The following is a 15,254-nucleotide window of genomic DNA, read 5'->3' as shown; positions in this document are numbered from 1 at the left end:
CATGACCTTCCGCTCCCGTCTGCTCACCGTTGCCGCAGCCGCCGCGATCGCCGTCGGACTCTCCACACCCGTCGCTCACGCGGCCCCGGCCGACCTGGGCTTCACCGGTGGCGCACCGTTTCTGACGCTCGACGACGCCACGCTGAACAACGAGCTCGGTGCCGGACGCGACATCGGTGCATCGTGGGTGCGGGTGGTCGTGAACTGGGCCGCAATCGAAACGGCACCGGGAGTGTTCGACTGGGGCAACACCGATCGCGTGATCAACGCCGCGACGGCGCAGGGCTACTCGGTACTGGCCGTGCTCGGCGGAACCCCCGGATGGGCGCAGGGCGGCATCGCCTCACCTCTGCCCGGTGCAGTTCCGTTGGATCCCAATGCCTTCGGCGCATTCGCCGGAGCGGCCGCGGCGCACCTCGGTAATCGCGTCGACCACTACGAGGTGTGGAACGAGCCCAACATCCCGACCTTCTTCGCACCCGTCGACGCCGTCCGCTACACGAACATGCTGCGCGCGGCCTACCCCGCGATCCACAACGCCGACGCCGGAGCCACCGTGCTGAGCGCAGGACTGGCAACCACCATCAACGCCGGAGCCTGGACCACCGCACCGGTGACCTTCCTGCAGCAGATGTACGCCGCCGGAGCAGGCGGATTCATGGACGCCGTGGCCCTGCACCCCTACACCTTCCCGTTCACCGTCGAGAACGACCCCAACGGCCAATGGGCACAGGTGGATCAGGCCTACGGCACGATGGTGGCCAACGGCGACGGTGGCAAGAAGATCTGGATCACCGAACTCGGCGCACCCACCGGAAACGGCCCGGGAGCGGTTCCCGAGGATCTCCAGGCCTCCATCATCGGCTCGAGCCTGGCCAAGGCGTCGTCGCTCCCCTACGTCGGCCCGGTCTTCGTGCACTCCCTGCGGGACTCGGGAACCAACCTCGCCGACACCGAACAGAACTACGGACTGCTGCGCACGGACTTCAGCGCCAAGCCGGCATACGACGTGGTGCGGGGTTCGTAGAGCTCGGCAGGATCCCGTGCACTCGACTCGATACCGAACAATCAGGTCCGGTCAGCCTTTCCTGAGGCAACTTCTGCTCCACTCCGCGACGCGCGCGTGTGAATCCCGCCGACCGAAGCCTCGAGTGGAGCGTCTTGTGCAGATGCTGGGACGGTCGCATGTAGTCCTGCAGATGGGATGCGTACTGGCGTATCGCGGTGGTTGACTCTCATCCGGTAGGAAGTAGCTGTGGCCTCCGAATATTCGACCCTCGGCGAGGCGCTCCGCAGTGAGAGACCAGTCGTGTTGCCGGAGACACCGGACCTGAACCGGACCGACAGCGCGGTCATCTGGCTCTCGGGCGTTCACGTCTATTCGTTCGGGGTGATCCTCCTGGTCGCTGCTCTGACCGAGCAGTCCGATTACGGCCTCGCGTTGAGCGATGATGACACGGCCGACCGGTGGCCGGATGAGATTGCACCGATTCGGCTCGGGATCGAATTCTCGGACGGCACCGCCATTTCGTTGGACCGCGCCGCGCCCGCCGGGACCATTCTCGAGGTCCGGCAGGCTTCGGGCAATGCCGGTTCACTGCAGGCCACCGTGTTTCTTCGTCCCATACCTCCACCCGGACCCGTTCGGATCATCACCGCCAACCCGAAGCTCGGCATCTCCGAGTCCGAAGCCAGAATCGATGGCCGACAGATCATTTCGGCGTCGGAGAGTGTGGAGCGATTGTGGACCACCACATCGCGGACATCGCGCGGACTGGGCGGAGCAGGGCTCCGCAGCGGCAGCTGGTTCAGCCGATGGGATTGAACGCTCTCCGGACCGTCGACGCTTCTGATCTAGCGGGTTCGGACGAACAGTCCAAAAGATGCGCCGGGGTTACTTGCGGGCATCCGCTTTCCAGGGACAGTTCGCTGGAACGCCGTGATTACCGATCCGATGACGGCCAAGGGAAGAGCAAAGATGAGCAACCTCGTGTAGGAGTCACTCGTGATGCGGAACAGTCCGGTAACGAACAAGCCCAGGAGGACTACGACAGCAAACCAGGACACCGACTTTCGCATCGCGATCGCTGCCACTGCTGGTGGCGTTGCGAGCAACAGTCCTACGCCGATCAGGGGCCATACCCCCAGCACGTCGATGGCTCGGTCGCCGCACTCATAGGTTCCGCCTTCGCCGATCTTCGAGCATGACATCGACATATCGAACATGGTCAGCGAGTTCGCATCCCACATGGTGAATGCCAACGCAGCGACGGTCAAAGCCCACCACGCTGATCGCACCATGCAGGCAGCCTAACCGCCGAATGTGCACGGACCTAGGAAGTCCAGCCCTCGCCCGAAACAGCTTCGTCTTCGGGGTCGGTTGCAACGTTGTCCATTGAGGCACCGACTGTCTGGTCGACTCGGTGGTTGTTCTGATCGCTCACGGACGCAATCGAACCACACCATGTGGTACGAAATATGCCAGAACCAGACATGTACCCACACAGGGCACGAGTTAGGCGAAGGAGTAGGCAATCAACGACGTCCGGATCGAGAAGAACGGCGACTTGCGACGAGGTCTCGCCGCCGTCATCGCTGTCGTACTGCCCGTCGCTGGTTGCACAGTCGACGACACAGCAGTGCCGACTGTGGGCGGGCCGGACGCCGTAATGGTCGCCACCGTCGATTGCGGTGACGACGGCGCAGCTACGGTCCGCGCCACTTTCGGTTCCCGCGACACGGAGGAGCTGTCGGTGGCAAAGTCTCCCGAAATTGCGTCAGCTGCAACAGTCCCGACTTACTCCGACGAGTTCAGAACAGAGGACGGCGCAAACGAATCCGCATTGACCATCTGGACATCACCTACCCGCGGAGTGTGCACCACTGCGCTGACCGACCGAGCGACGGGCAACGTGCTGGTCCAGGTGACCGGACCAGCAGCTGAGACAGTCGAAGGCCTGGTGAAATCTGACGGCTAGACGGTGGAGCGTGCCTCTGCATGCCGATGCGTTCGTCAACTCGAGTCCGGACCAGGAGGCGAAATGGCTGCGAGCCTCGCGACCCTAACCCGGCGAGAAGCCCCCCACATCCAGGGAAATCCAGAGGAGGGCCAGAAGTCCGTAGATTGCAGTGAAAGATCCAATGGTGCAGACGCTCACCCACATCGACGGGCGCGCAGCCCACACGATCAGTCCGTAGCAGCCGTACACAGCGATCGGCGGAATAAACCACGTCAGCCAATACGTAAGAGGTACGTCGGGCGCGGTCACGCCACGATCCCGAACCGGCACGGCGAAAATCGACGGAAGATCCGGTGCCACTCTCAGTGCCCACACGGCACCCAATACACCCAGCCCACCTCCGACAACGAGGGCTACCGCCGACAGGAGCGAGTCCAGTAGTCCGCGGTTGGCTTCGCGATGATCCTCGTTGTGCACGTGACCAGACTAGGACCTGACCGTCCGCACTCGGTCATGATGGACCGGTGCCGACTACCGATCCGTTCCACGCCCTCGTACTGATGAATGCAGTATTTGCCTCTGCAGCATGGTGTCTCGCGAAGCCGTCGTGGCCCGCAGCGATATCGCTGGTCGCTTCCTCCATCCTGTGGCTGTTCTTGAACGCCCCCATCGAAGGCGCAGTGCTGTACGTGGTCGACGCGAACAGAGGGTTGACCGAATCCGACTTCATCACGGTCGCTGGGGTGATCCTGGCTGGGGTGACCGTTGCCAGAGTCCGGCGCGGGCGACGATCGAGCGCGAAGGCGTGAACCTGTGGATCTACTGCCGGCTGCGTTCGCGGACACGCGCACGAAATTGGCCGATTGCGAGGACGAGCAACGCCACCCCCAACAGCGTGAGGGGAATGTGGGCGAGAGGAGCGTAGATGTCGAGCACGACGAGCTGCCACACCACCCACCCGATGGTCACCAGCCCCGCACACGCTACATACACCGCAGCCTCGGACGCGTCGACCAGCACGGCAGCCACGCAGATCAACGGTCCGAGTCCGAGGAAGAAGAGCACGAACAACCCCGAGATGCGGTAGTCCCAGGTATGCCAGCTGGGGAGCATTCCGACGTTCAACCCCAGCGACCGCCCACTGGGATCGGAGGTCAAGGACAGTCCGTTGAACGTCCCCGCCGCACCGAGCAGGATCAGCAGTGCCACCGTCGAGAGCTTGTTCACGGTGACGTCATGCGTTCGTCGTCCTTCGGTTGTGGCCGGCAGCGGTTCACGTAGAAGTTGATACTGCCAGAACGAGGCCGATTGGTCTTGTTCTATTCGAATGCCCTGCGCCGTGGGCACCTGCCGGTCGAGGCTGCGGCTAGGCTCGATGGGTTGCGCGCCCGCCCGGGGCCGTGCCCCGACCGCACAGGAGACTCCGCATGCCCAAGCTGAAAACCGTCAGCGAGTTCACCGGCAAGTGGTTCGCCCTGATCGTCGTGGCGGCGGGAGCGCTGGCCCTCATCACTCCCGACACGTTCAGCGGCGGCACACCGGCCGTTCCGTGGTTGCTGTCGATCATCATGCTCGGCATGGGAATGACGTTGCGGCTCTCCGACTTCGCCGTCGTCGCCCGCCGACCGTGGGCACTGTTGCTCGGTGTGGCCGCACAGTTCGTCGCGATGCCGCTCCTCGGTCTGGGCATTGCCAACCTGCTCGGCCTCTCTGCCGCGTTGACCGCAGGCATGGTGTTGGTCGGTTCGGCTCCGGGCGGCACTGCGTCCAATGTGATGGTCTACCTGGCCAAAGGCGACACCGCGCTCTCGGTGGCGATGACGTCGGTGTCCACCCTGCTCGCACCGATCCTCACGCCACTGTTGGTGCTCTGGCTCGCCGGTGAATACCTGCCGGTCGACGCCGGTGGCCTGTTCGTCTCGATCCTGCAGATCGTGCTGGTACCCGTCGTACTGGGAGTTGTTCTGCGCCTACTGTTTCCGACAATCATCAATCGCATGCTCGACGCTCTGCCCTTGATCTCGGTCGCCGGAATCACCGCCGTCGTCGTCCTCGTCGTGGCAGCCAGTGCACCCACATTGCTCTCGATCGGAGCACTCATCGTCGTGGCCGTGGTGCTGCACAATTCGCTCGGACTCGCGGTGGGTTACGGCATCGGCAAGGCATGCGGACTCGATGTCGCCAGCCGACGCGCGATCAGCATCGAGGTGGGAATGCAGAACTCCGGCCTGGCCGCAGCACTCGCGTCGGTCCATTTCAGCCCCGCGGCGGCTCTGCCCGCAGCCATCTTCTCGGTGTGGCACAACGTGTCCGGCTCGCTTCTCGCCAGCTACTGGTCCAGGCGCTCGACCGACCCACGGCCGGCCGAGCGCGCACCGGAATCGACGCGTACGACAACCGAGTAGAGCCTCCACGCTGGATTACACACAAGAATCCGGTGCAGCTGACCGCGCTGAGCGCGGCCAGCTGCACCGGATTTTTCAGTTCAAGACTCCTTGCGTTATCTGCACTCGATATGCAATATTTGCACCACGCTCGGCCACCGCCGAGTTCGACGTCGAGGAGGCCCCATGATCACAGTGACCAGTGCCGCGGGTGGTGTCGGCCGCTTGCTCGTTCGACAGCTCGCCGCACAGAACGTGCCGGTTCGAGCGGTAGTGAAGAACACGGCGCAAGCGGAGACCACTCGCAAGGACGGAGCCACCGAGGTCGTCGTAGGTGATCTCCGATCACAGGACACGCTCCACACCGCCCTGGCAGGGGCCGACGTCCTCTACCACGCTGCGCCGACGCAGATCATCGACGAAAAGCCGATCATCGATCACCTGATTGCAGTGGGACCGGCAAGCGGGTTGAAGCACATCGTTTTCCACTCCGTGATCCATCCGAACCTGCATCAGCTGACGCACCATCACCAGAAGGACATCGCCGAAGGGATGCTGCGCGACAGCGGAATTCCCACTACGGTGCTCAGACCGTCGCACTACATGCAGAACTACTTGGAAGTATGGGAATTTCTGCAGGCCGGCGTGATGCCGTACCCGGTTTCACCGGACAGCGTCATGGGCGTTGTCGATGTAGCCGACGTCGCCGAAGCGGCCGCGAACATCCTGATCGACCCAGCGCCGCACACCGGTCGCGTCTACGACCTGTCCACCGTGGAACTCACGCGTCACGAAATGGCCGAGATCTGGTCGGATGTACTCGGCCACGAGATAACTGCAATTCGGATCCCGCCGTCGTCGCTGACGAACTCACTGACGGTGCTGCCTGCGCTCGCCTCGGTCGTCGGACACGCGTTGCTCTCGACGAAACTGAAGTCCATCGGCCACCTCGTTCGTGGTGCCAAGGCTGCGTCCAACCCGCGTGACATGAAGAACTGGCCCGCCGACGCACGCACGGCGTACCGCACGATGATGACCCACTACGACGGCCACGGCCTGCCGGCAGGAGACCTGAAAGTTCTTCCGACGCTCCTCGGCCACGCTCCCACGTCGTACGAACAGTTCGCACGGCGCTCGGCCGCTGAGCTCGGGCGGTCGGATCGATGATCGGCCGAGGTTCTCGGTACCGTCCCGGCCGGTCCTTGGTCACCGGCGCGAGTTCCGGAATCGGTGCCGAGTTCGCCCGGGCGCTGGCGGCACGGGGCTCCGATCTCGTACTCGTCGCCCGACGGGAAGACCGACTGACCGCTCTGGCGAAGGAGCTCGAGCAGGAACACGGAATCCGTTGCCGCACAGTGGCCTGGGACCTGTCCGAGGAAGCGAGCGGACGACGACTGCGCGAGATCGTGCCCGAGCAGATCGATCTCGTCGTCAACAACGCAGGGTTCGCCGTACAGGGAACATTCGCAGACGGCGATGCCGACGACTTCGAGCGCCTCATCGCCGTCGATATCCGCGCTGTCGTGGACATCTGCTCGGCGTTCCTTCCGGACATGATCGACCGCAGGGACGGGACGATCGTCAACGTGGCCAGCACGACGGCTTTCCAGCCCGTTCCCTCGCTCGCGGTGTACGCGGCCGCCAAAGCGTTCGTGCTGAGCTTCAGCCAGTCCCTGTGGTACGAATCGACACAGAACGGAGTCAGGGTGTTCGCACTCAATCCTGGCCCGACCCGCACCGAGTTCTTCGATGTCATCGGAGACTCCGCCGCAGCGACCGGCACCTATCAAACACCGAACGAGGTCGTGGCCACTGCACTGCGCGCACTCGACGCCAAGAGGTCTCGGCCGCAGGTGATCTCGGGCCGGCGAAACACCGTTCAGGCAATCGCGGCGGGTCTCGTCCCCGCACGAGTTCTACTGCCCGCCCTCGCGCGGATGCTCCACTAGGTTCGAGCCGGACTCGGCACCTGACGAGGAATGTAGTGTCACGACCATGGCCAGGGTCTCCAGATTCACACTCGCCGATCGGCAGGAAGCTGTCGCCCGTGCTTTCGGCGGTTCCGAGAGCCCGGCAGCCGTGGCCACTTCGCTGGGCATCCACACCACGACGCTCTATCGATGGGCCGGGTCTTCGGCTACCGACGAACCCGGGCCTGCAGCGGCCCGACTGATCGAGGCCACCCAGGAACTATTACGAGACTCCGACTACGCCGACATCACGATCGAAAGTGTCGCTCTCCGTTGCGGTCTCGCGCCGAGAACCGCGTTCCACCACTTTCCCACCAAACGTGAACTCTTCCAGGCCGCCGTTGACGACGCCGCCACCGTGCTGATCGGCCGCATCCACGAGAAATCGGCAGCAGCCAGCTGGCCGCACACCCCACTCGAGCAACTACAGACATTTCTCCATATCGCGGCAGCGAGCATCTACGACACCCCGCGCACCCACGTACTGTTCCGCAATCTCGGAGTACCGAGATCCGAGGGCTCGGCAGAACGCTGGCACGACAGCTTCGTCGATGCCATTGCACAATTACTGAGGGCCGCGACGGAAGCACAACAGATCCGCAGCGACACAGACATCGTCGCCACCGCGCACCTCCTCACCGGGGCCATGCGAGGGATCCACACAGCGGTATTCGAGGGCGCGGACGCGGCCACCGCACTGGGGCTCGTGGAGCGAGTTCACTTGTTGATCCCACCGCACTGACATTCGGTGCGAGCCGACACCGGGCGACGTGGGAGAATCGCCCGATCCAGGCAGCACCCCCCGCCAAGAATGGACCTCCGTGTCGAATCTCCACCATGCACCGCTTGCGGACGTGGCACCGAACACCCTGTACCGCATCATGGCGCTTCGGGTCGCTGTGTTCGTGCACGAGCAGAAGATCGTCGACGAGGCGGAACTCGATGGTGCAGATCTGCTTCCGACGACGGAGTTGTTCTGGATACAGGACGAGAGCAGCGAGGTGGTGGCCACCCTCCGCGTCCTCGTCGAGGACACGGTCCACATCGGCCGCGTCGCCACCGCCGTTCAGGGGCGTGGCCGCGGTTATGCGGGAGAACTCGTCGAGGCCGCACTGAAGGCATACCCCGGGGTGGTCGAAATCTCCGCGCAAGCGCACCTCGAAAAGTGGTACGGGCGCTTCGGATTCGCTCGAGTGGGAGAGCAATACCTGGAAGCGGGAATTCCGCACGTGAAGATGCTGACCCGCTCCAGTTGAGTCAGCCTCGACTCCTCGGATGCGAGGCCGCGACGATCGATCCCCCGAGCACCAGCGCATTACCGAGCAGAATGCCCGTCACCCCGAATGGCCCGGCGATGGCACCGACAATCAGTGGGATGAGAATCTGGGCAGATCTATTGGCGGACATCCGCAATCCCAACGCCTCCCCCTGCGTGGATTTCGGCACGATCGACACCACCCACGACATGGTCAGTGGCTGCGGAATACCCAACGCGATGCCGAGTGCAATCATGACTCCGATTGCTCCGACTGCCTGCACGAACGGCAGCACTGCGAGAGCGATCGCGCCCGCCGTCAGCGAAACATTGAGCAGCACGGTGCGACCGAACTTCGCATCGAGTCTGCCGAGCCCCACTCGGCTGACCACCGACACCCCGGCACGCAACGCCAGCAGCCACCCCACCGTCGTCACCGACACCCCACGCTCGACGGCCCACGCCGGCACGAAGGCGTAGAGCAGATCGACCGTCACCAGCACTGCGCCGCTGACCGTCAACGACTGCCACATGCCCGGCAGCTTCAGCAATTTCAACCCCGATGCTTCCCCCTCGGCAGGTTGCTGCGCGCGAATGTGGTTGCGGCCGAGCATCAAGAACAGTGCGGTGGGGAGCGCTACCGCGGTGAACGCACCGGCAGTGAGGATGCCTGCCGTCGTGTTCGGACTCTCGACGCTCGCGCCGCCGAATCTCGACGCGACGGCCGTCACCGCGAGCGGCCCGACCAACTGACCCATCGACGCGGCGGCCGTCAATGCGCCGAAGGCACTTTCGTTTTTGCCGTCGACATGGACGTGTGCAACGAACGCCTGCTGCCCGATCATGATCAGAAGATTGCCCAGACCGAACGCGGCCGTGCACGCGAGCAACGCCCACATTGCCGAAAACGCAACGAGTACACCGGTTGCGATCGAGCACAGAACGATTCCCGATACGATCACCACCGGTCCGCCGAACCTGTCTGCGATGCGCCCGATCGGCAGGGCCGCCAACACCGCGGGCGCGGCGAACAATGCCGCGATCACCGCCAGCGTTCGAGTGTCGGCCCCCTCGGCGATCGCCCGATAACCGATCATCAACCGCACCCCGACCCACCCGGCCTGCGCAGTCGTCGCCTGAACGGTCAGAGCAACGGAATCACGAGAAGCCATCAGCGCAAGGGAATTTCGTCGGTTCCTCCGACCAACCTCGACACGTCGTTGATGTCGTCGCGCACCGCCCCGTACCGATCGGGATCGAGGTGGAAGATTGCCAACTGCAGTGCGTACGCAATGGCGATGGGAATGATGAGAGTGTTGTACTCGGAATCGTCTCCGCGTTGCGCGACGAGGAGATGCGTCGGCGCGGGCCGGAAGTGATATCCCGGCGCATCGCTGATCAGGATCGACGTGCCGCCGCGTCGTTCCGCTTCACGGACCAGAGCAGGTAGCTGAGACGGTGCCTCGCGCAGCGCGAACGCAATAAGGACGGAATCCTCGGTGAAGCTGACGAACCGCTCGGCGAGGTCCTTTCCCCCGAGACCGAGCTCGACGACGACAAGACCGAGTCGGCGGAGACGGCGGGCCAGCATATCAAGGGCCGGGCGTTCGTCGGCCTTGGAGAACAGGTAGACCACCCGCGCCCGATGAATGGAGGACGCCACGTCCACCAGCTGCTCCTGCGGGATGAAGCTCGACAACCGCTCCAGTGCACGGGCCTCGTCGCGCGCGAAGACAGCCAGTTCGTGACCCGTATCGCTGCGCATCAGAGCCGATGCGGTCACGGGTTCGGGGTTGTCGCGTTCGAGATCCGCGCGCAAGTCCGGGAAGCCGCTGTATCCGAGCTTCTGCGCCAACCGCACGACGGTCGACTCGTGAGTTTGCGCGCGGGCCGCGACTGGGGCTGCGCGCAGACTCGACGGCTCGGGCTCGCCGAGAAGCACCGCAATGACCCGTTTTTCGGACGCGCTCAGCGACTTGCCGCTACTCGCCACCACTGTTCGGAAGCTCATACCCTCCACTTTCCACTGTGTCTGTTGACACACTCAACCACAATCCTGTAAACCTGTGCAAGATTGCAAGTGATCCACAGCACAGCAACCCGGCCGACCTTCTCAGGCCGCATCCGAACATATGTCAGAAAGGCGGCAGGCCGTGAAGGTACTGCTCGGCACACAACACACGATCGAATGGATCGTGCTCGGCGCGACCCTCGTCGTCGGCCTGGCGACGGTCACCATGGCAACCGGGTACGGCGTCACAGCCGACCCTGGCGTCGGGGCGGGCTTCCTGCCTTTGGTGGGCGGCCTCGGCATGATCCTCGGCGGTGCGATGTGGGCAATTCAGCTCGTCCGAGCACCGCGAACGAGCGCGCCCGAACCGGATTCCGAACTCGAACCTGCTACCTCCGCGGCCGTCGCATTCCTCTCCAGTGACAACGAGGAGGACGCCGACGAGGCCGAACTGCCCGACCGCGCCGGTTGGATCAGAATCGGAGTGGTCGTTGCCGCGATCGCCGGAGCCGCACTGGTTCTCCCCACACTCGGCTACACGCTGTCCATGGCGCTGATGCTCGCCGTCGTGTTGACGTTCGTCGGCAAGCGCACCCCGGTGGTCGCCGTCGGCGTCGCAGTGGCCACCACCTTGGCCACCCGGCTGGTGTTCGACGTCTGGCTCGGCACCGCCCTGCCGGCTTCCTCCATTCCGTTCCTCGCTGATTGGGGGTTGTGAGTCATGGGATTTCCCGATCTGATGGCAGGCTTCGTCAACGTCCTGACTCCGACGCATCTGCTGTTCGCACTACTCGGCTGCGTGCTCGGGATGCTCGTCGGTGTCCTCCCCGGGTTCGGTCCCGCCGCGGCGGTATCACTGCTGATACCGATCACCTTCGGACTCGACGCCACCACAGCGCTGATCATGCTCGCCGCCATCCTGTACGGTGCCGCGTTCGGCGGCACCGTCACCGCAGTACTGCTGCGCATTCCGGGTGAGGCGTCGTCCATCGCCACCACGCTCGACGGCTACGAGATGGCCAAGAGTGGACGCGGCGGACCCGCTCTCGTCGTCGCCGCACTCGCGTCGTTCGTCGGCGGACTGGTCGGCGTCATCGGATTCGTCGTCGTCGCCCCGTTCAGCCGATTCGCACTCGAATTCGGCGCTCCCGAACTGTTTCTCGTCGCACTGCTCGGCATGGCCCTAATCACCAGCTTCTCGGGCAACAACCCCGCGAAAGCCCTGATCAGCGTCGGACTCGGACTGGCCATCGCGTCGGTGGGCATCGACTCAGGCCAAGGCGTCCAGCGATTCACGTTCGGCATGCCGGAATTGTTCGACGGCGTCGCACTCGTAGCCGTCGTGATGGGCTGCTTCGGCCTCACCGAGATCCTCATCCAGGCCCGCTCGGCGGGAGGTGCCGGCCGACGACCACTCGCCGTCGGCAAGCTGCTGCCCACCAAGACCGACATCACCCGGTCTGCAGGCCCCACGATGCGCGGATCGATCATCGGCTTCTTCATGGGCCTGCTCCCCGGATCTCCGGGTGCCGCAACCTCATTGGCGTCCTACGCAATGGAGAAGAAGCTCACCAAGCGTCCCGGGCAATTCGGCAAGGGTGCCGTCGAGGGTGTCGCCGGACCGGAATCGGCCAACAACGCGCTCGCGCTGTCGTCGATGATTCCACTGTTCACCCTCGGTATCCCTACCTCCGCCACGGTCGCCATCATGGCCAGCGCCTTCACCATCAACGGTCTGATCCCCGGCCCACTGTTGTTCCGCGACAACCCCGAGGTCGCCTGGACCATCATCGCCAGCTTCCTCGTCGGCAACATCATCCTGCTGATTCTCAACGTGCCGCTGGTTCGTCTGTGGATTGCTGTACTGAAGATCCCGTTCCACTACCTGATGGCGATGATCCTGGCCTTCATGTTCCTCGGCGTCTACAGCATCAACGGCAGCGTCTTCGACATCTTCATCATGCTCGGCGCAGGCGTCGTCGGATACCTGTTCCACCTCACCAAGATTCCGCTCACACCCCTCGTCCTGGCGCTGATCCTCGGGCCACTGCTGGAAGAGAACTTTCAGCGCTCACTGTCACTGTCCCGCGGTGATTACGGAGTCTTCGTCGAAGGCCCCATCAACAAGGTTCTCCTGCTCGTCTTCATCGCAGCCGTTCTGTTCGGAATGCTGCGCCCCGTCCTGGCTCGCATCCTCTCCCGCCGCGCCACCGCGAACCACCCCATCAAGGAGCCCGTCTCATGAAAAAACTACCCATCCTCGTTGCGGCCATCTCCACCGCCGCACTGATTGCCGGATGTAGCGGGGGCACAACCGATTCGGGAGCACCGTTCCCACGTGACGGTGCCACTGTCGAATGGGTCGTCCCGTCCGCCGCAGGCGCAGGCAACGACATCCTGGCCCGCATCATGGCACCGGCCATGGAAGCCGAGCTGGGAGTCCCGGTCAAAGTGGTCAACAAAGAGGGCGGCAGCCAGGTCGTCGGACTGAACTACCTGGCCAACGCCAAGCCGGACGGCGAGACCATCGGCTTCACCAATATTCCGTCGATCCTCGGGCGATACCTGGACCCGAGCAAGAAGGCCGGCTTCGATCGTGAAAGCTTCTCCCCCATCGGGTCGTTCGCGTCCAACGACATCGTGATCGGGGTCAACAAGTCCAGCCCCTACGCGAACATCGGCGAACTGTTCGATGCCGTGAAGGCCACCCCGGGCACCATCACGGTGGGCACCGATTCCCGTGCGGGCGACGATCACGTCAACCTGCGCACCCTCGAAGACACTCTGGGCCTGGACTTCAACATCGTTCACTACAACAGTGGTGCGGACAAGATCTCGGCACTGGTCTCCGGCGAAACCGACTTCGCCCTCGGCGGAGTGTCCAGCTTCTACGGCCAGTTCGCCTCGGGTGAAGTGAACATCCTCTCGGTACTCACCGAGGAGCGAAACAAGCTCATCCCCGACGTACCGACGCTGGCGAGCGAAGGATTCGACGCCCCGTTCATGACCAACAACTTCGCCATCAGTGCCCCCGCAGGCACCCCGGACGCGACGATGACCACGCTGCAGAACGCCCTCGAGACCGCGCTGGCCGACCCGACCGTGGCCGAGAAGCTGACCGGCGCAGCGACACAACCCGATTGGGTCTCCGGCGCTGACGTCGAAACCCTGTGGGAACAGCGTGAAACCGAGATCGAGCCGATCATCGCCGAACTGCTCGCCGACCAGCAATAAGACACCCGAAAGGCATTGATCTCATGAGTACCGAAACCTATTCCGCCACTGCCGTATCCGACGACATGATCGAACGCTTCTCTCGAGTGCCCGCGGCCAACGTAGGCGATGCCCAGGAACGTTTCGGCATCATCGCCGGCCTCCGACCGATTTGGGCCGGGGCAGCAGTCACCGGGCGGGCCTACACCGTGTGGACCCGGTCGGGCGACAACCTCTACATCCACAAGGCTCTCGACGACGCCCGCCCCGGCGACGTCATCGTCGTCAACGGCTCGGGCGACGACACCCGCGCCCTCATCGGCGATCTCATCGGGATCCGCGCCAAATCTTTGGGTATTGCGGGCTTCGTCATCGACGGTGCCGTCCGCGACGCCGACGCATTGGCCGAACTGGGACTACCCGTGTTCGCCCGAAGTGTCACACCGGCAGGACCGTACAAGAACGGGCCGGGCCGGCTCGACGAGCCGGTGGCGCTCGGAGGCGTCGTCGTCTGCCCCGGCGACGTCATCGTCGCCGACGCAGACGGCGTGGTCGTCGTGAAGAGCTCCGATGTGGACGTCGTCATCGTCGCTGCCGAGGAAGTAGTGGCGCGTGAGGCCTCGAAGCGGAAGAGCTTCTCGGCCCGCAGCCACTGAACACCGCCTCAAACAAACAGATCCACCGCTGCAGGGCGGCCGATTCGGTAGCCCTGCAGCAAGTCTGCCCCGATCGACATGGCCGCCGCGAGGTCCTCGTCGGTCTCCACACCCTCGAACACGCATCGGGCGCCGGTCTTGCGCGCGAACTCGAGCACCAGTTCGGCCAGAGCCATCTTCGCCCGGTTCGCCTTCATCTCGTGGACGACGAAGGCATCGAGTTTGACGATCTCGGGTTCGAGCAGGACGAGATGCCGCATTCCCGCGTACCCCGATCCCAGATCGTCGACCGCCACGGCCACCCCGCCGCGTCGAAGTTCGGCCAGGACGGACACCACCGCGTTCTCGTCGACGAGGGCGGCATGTTCGGTGATCTCGACAACCAATGGCCGACGCCGCCCGACATCGAGCAGTACATCGACCAGAGCCGAGTCGACCAACAGCGTTGCAGCGCTGAGATTCACCGCAACGAAGGGCCCGCTCGGCAGACGAGCGGATTCTTCCAGTGCTCTGAGCGCCGCCGATCTGTCGAGTGCGGGCCCCAGGCCACAGTGCGCAGCATCGGCAAACCACGCTTCGGTGTCACCGCCGCCGGCCGGAAAACGAGAAAGAGCCTCGTATCCCTCGATCGCACCGTCACCAGCTCGAACGATCGGCTGAAAGACGATCTGCGGACCACCGCAGGCAATCACGGCCTCTACCCGACGCCTCGCACGCAACAGTGTCGAATGCAGCGGCGTCGAGGCACCTCTAGTCGACGACACGGGTCATCGAATACATCCGAGCGAGTAGTTCGGCCGCGACC

19 protein-coding genes are annotated in these 15,254 nt (G+C 64.0%); 13 read left to right on the top strand and 6 right to left on the bottom strand.

Annotation, left to right across the window (positions count from 1 at the left end; genetic code table 11):
• Window position 1 precedes the first annotated feature (1 nt).
• Together CH251_RS10310 and CH251_RS10305 are read left to right on the top strand one after the other, a co-directional pair.
• Window positions 2–1,027, top strand: coding sequence for a hypothetical protein (locus tag CH251_RS10310; RefSeq protein WP_094613324.1), 1,026 nt, complete (start codon window positions 2–4; stop codon window positions 1,025–1,027).
• 228 nt (window positions 1,028–1,255) lie between these two features.
• Window positions 1,256–1,825: a hypothetical protein gene (locus tag CH251_RS10305; protein ID WP_143537819.1), complete on the top strand. Its 570-nt coding sequence runs from the start codon at window positions 1,256–1,258 to the stop codon at window positions 1,823–1,825.
• A gap of 29 nt (window positions 1,826–1,854) precedes the next feature.
• Here CH251_RS10305 and CH251_RS10300 read toward each other — a convergent pair whose 3' ends face one another.
• Window positions 1,855–2,301, bottom strand: coding sequence for an ABC transporter permease (locus CH251_RS10300; protein WP_256978946.1), 447 nt, complete (start codon window positions 2,299–2,301; stop codon window positions 1,855–1,857).
• A 266-nt stretch (window positions 2,302–2,567) separates the two neighbouring features.
• On the opposite strand from CH251_RS10300, the gene CH251_RS10295 reads away from it, so the two are divergent.
• On the top strand, window positions 2,568–2,978 hold the full coding sequence (locus CH251_RS10295) for a hypothetical protein (RefSeq protein WP_094613079.1): 411 nt from the start codon (window positions 2,568–2,570) through the stop codon (window positions 2,976–2,978).
• Between the two features lie 84 nt (window positions 2,979–3,062).
• Here the strand turns inward: CH251_RS10295 and CH251_RS10290 are convergent, their stop codons facing one another.
• Entirely contained in the window at window positions 3,063–3,437 is a 375-nt protein-coding gene (locus CH251_RS10290; RefSeq protein ID WP_094613077.1) for a hypothetical protein, read from the bottom strand.
• A 47-nt stretch (window positions 3,438–3,484) separates the two neighbouring features.
• Here CH251_RS10290 and CH251_RS10285 point away from each other — a divergent pair, with 47 nt between their 5' ends.
• Window positions 3,485–3,769 carry a hypothetical protein gene (locus CH251_RS10285; protein ID WP_094613075.1) on the top strand — a complete coding sequence of 95 codons (285 nt, stop codon included), beginning with the start codon at window positions 3,485–3,487 and terminating at the stop codon, window positions 3,767–3,769.
• A 10-nt stretch (window positions 3,770–3,779) separates the two neighbouring features.
• Here the strand turns inward: CH251_RS10285 and CH251_RS10280 are convergent, their stop codons facing one another.
• The gene (locus CH251_RS10280; RefSeq protein ID WP_094613322.1) at window positions 3,780–4,187 is read right to left on the bottom strand and encodes a hypothetical protein; all 408 of its coding nucleotides are present in this window, start codon (window positions 4,185–4,187) and stop codon (window positions 3,780–3,782) included.
• A 200-nt stretch (window positions 4,188–4,387) separates the two neighbouring features.
• On the opposite strand from CH251_RS10280, the gene CH251_RS10275 reads away from it, so the two are divergent.
• From CH251_RS10275 to CH251_RS10255, 5 genes are all read left to right on the top strand, one after another.
• A complete protein-coding gene (locus tag CH251_RS10275) occupies window positions 4,388–5,365 on the top strand; it encodes a bile acid:sodium symporter family protein (protein ID WP_094613074.1) in 978 nt (325 codons plus the stop codon).
• A gap of 165 nt (window positions 5,366–5,530) precedes the next feature.
• Window positions 5,531–6,511, top strand: a complete 981-nt coding sequence (locus CH251_RS10270; RefSeq protein WP_094613072.1) for an SDR family oxidoreductase — start codon at window positions 5,531–5,533, stop codon at window positions 6,509–6,511.
• On the top strand, window positions 6,508–7,293 hold the full coding sequence (locus CH251_RS10265; protein WP_094613070.1) for an SDR family oxidoreductase: 786 nt from the start codon (window positions 6,508–6,510) through the stop codon (window positions 7,291–7,293). The genes CH251_RS10270 and CH251_RS10265 overlap by 4 nt, the downstream gene beginning before the upstream one ends.
• A 46-nt stretch (window positions 7,294–7,339) precedes the next feature.
• Window positions 7,340–8,056, top strand: a complete 717-nt coding sequence (locus CH251_RS10260) for a TetR family transcriptional regulator (protein WP_094613069.1) — start codon at window positions 7,340–7,342, stop codon at window positions 8,054–8,056.
• A gap of 139 nt (window positions 8,057–8,195) precedes the next feature.
• On the top strand, window positions 8,196–8,570 hold the full coding sequence (locus CH251_RS10255; RefSeq protein WP_373454939.1) for a GNAT family N-acetyltransferase: 375 nt from the start codon (window positions 8,196–8,198) through the stop codon (window positions 8,568–8,570).
• Window position 8,571: 1 nt separating this feature from the next.
• On the opposite strand, the gene CH251_RS10250 is transcribed toward CH251_RS10255, so the two are convergent.
• A complete protein-coding gene (locus tag CH251_RS10250; RefSeq protein ID WP_094613065.1) occupies window positions 8,572–9,741 on the bottom strand; it encodes an MFS transporter in 1,170 nt (389 codons plus the stop codon).
• Window positions 9,741–10,580, bottom strand: coding sequence for a MurR/RpiR family transcriptional regulator (locus CH251_RS10245; RefSeq protein ID WP_094613063.1), 840 nt, complete (start codon window positions 10,578–10,580; stop codon window positions 9,741–9,743). Before CH251_RS10245 ends, CH251_RS10250 begins: the two co-directional genes overlap by 1 nt.
• A 142-nt stretch (window positions 10,581–10,722) precedes the next feature.
• Between CH251_RS10245 and CH251_RS10240 the strand changes: the two genes are divergently transcribed.
• From CH251_RS10240 to CH251_RS10225, 4 genes are read left to right on the top strand one after another with little or no spacing between them, the layout of a single operon-like run.
• Entirely contained in the window at window positions 10,723–11,298 is a 576-nt protein-coding gene (locus CH251_RS10240) for a tripartite tricarboxylate transporter TctB family protein (protein WP_179273434.1), read from the top strand.
• 3 nt (window positions 11,299–11,301) lie between these two features.
• Window positions 11,302–12,825 carry a tripartite tricarboxylate transporter permease gene (locus tag CH251_RS10235; RefSeq protein WP_094613059.1) on the top strand — a complete coding sequence of 508 codons (1,524 nt, stop codon included), beginning with the start codon at window positions 11,302–11,304 and terminating at the stop codon, window positions 12,823–12,825.
• On the top strand, window positions 12,822–13,814 hold the full coding sequence (locus CH251_RS10230) for a tripartite tricarboxylate transporter substrate binding protein (RefSeq protein ID WP_094613057.1): 993 nt from the start codon (window positions 12,822–12,824) through the stop codon (window positions 13,812–13,814). The genes CH251_RS10235 and CH251_RS10230 overlap by 4 nt, the downstream gene beginning before the upstream one ends.
• A 23-nt stretch (window positions 13,815–13,837) precedes the next feature.
• Window positions 13,838–14,449 (top strand): methyltransferase, encoded by a 612-nt coding sequence (locus CH251_RS10225; RefSeq protein ID WP_094613055.1) that lies wholly within the window; start codon window positions 13,838–13,840, stop codon window positions 14,447–14,449.
• 8 nt (window positions 14,450–14,457) lie between these two features.
• On the opposite strand, the gene CH251_RS10220 is transcribed toward CH251_RS10225, so the two are convergent.
• Window positions 14,458–15,213 (bottom strand): EAL domain-containing protein, encoded by a 756-nt coding sequence (locus tag CH251_RS10220; protein ID WP_094613054.1) that lies wholly within the window; start codon window positions 15,211–15,213, stop codon window positions 14,458–14,460.
• Between the last annotated feature and the right edge of the window lie 41 nt (window positions 15,214–15,254).

It is taken from the genome of Rhodococcus sp. 06-462-5, from assembly GCF_002258315.1.
In the GTDB taxonomy this organism is placed as follows: domain Bacteria; phylum Actinomycetota; class Actinomycetes; order Mycobacteriales; family Mycobacteriaceae; genus Rhodococcoides.
This window is presented reverse-complemented; position numbering and strand designations above follow the sequence as displayed.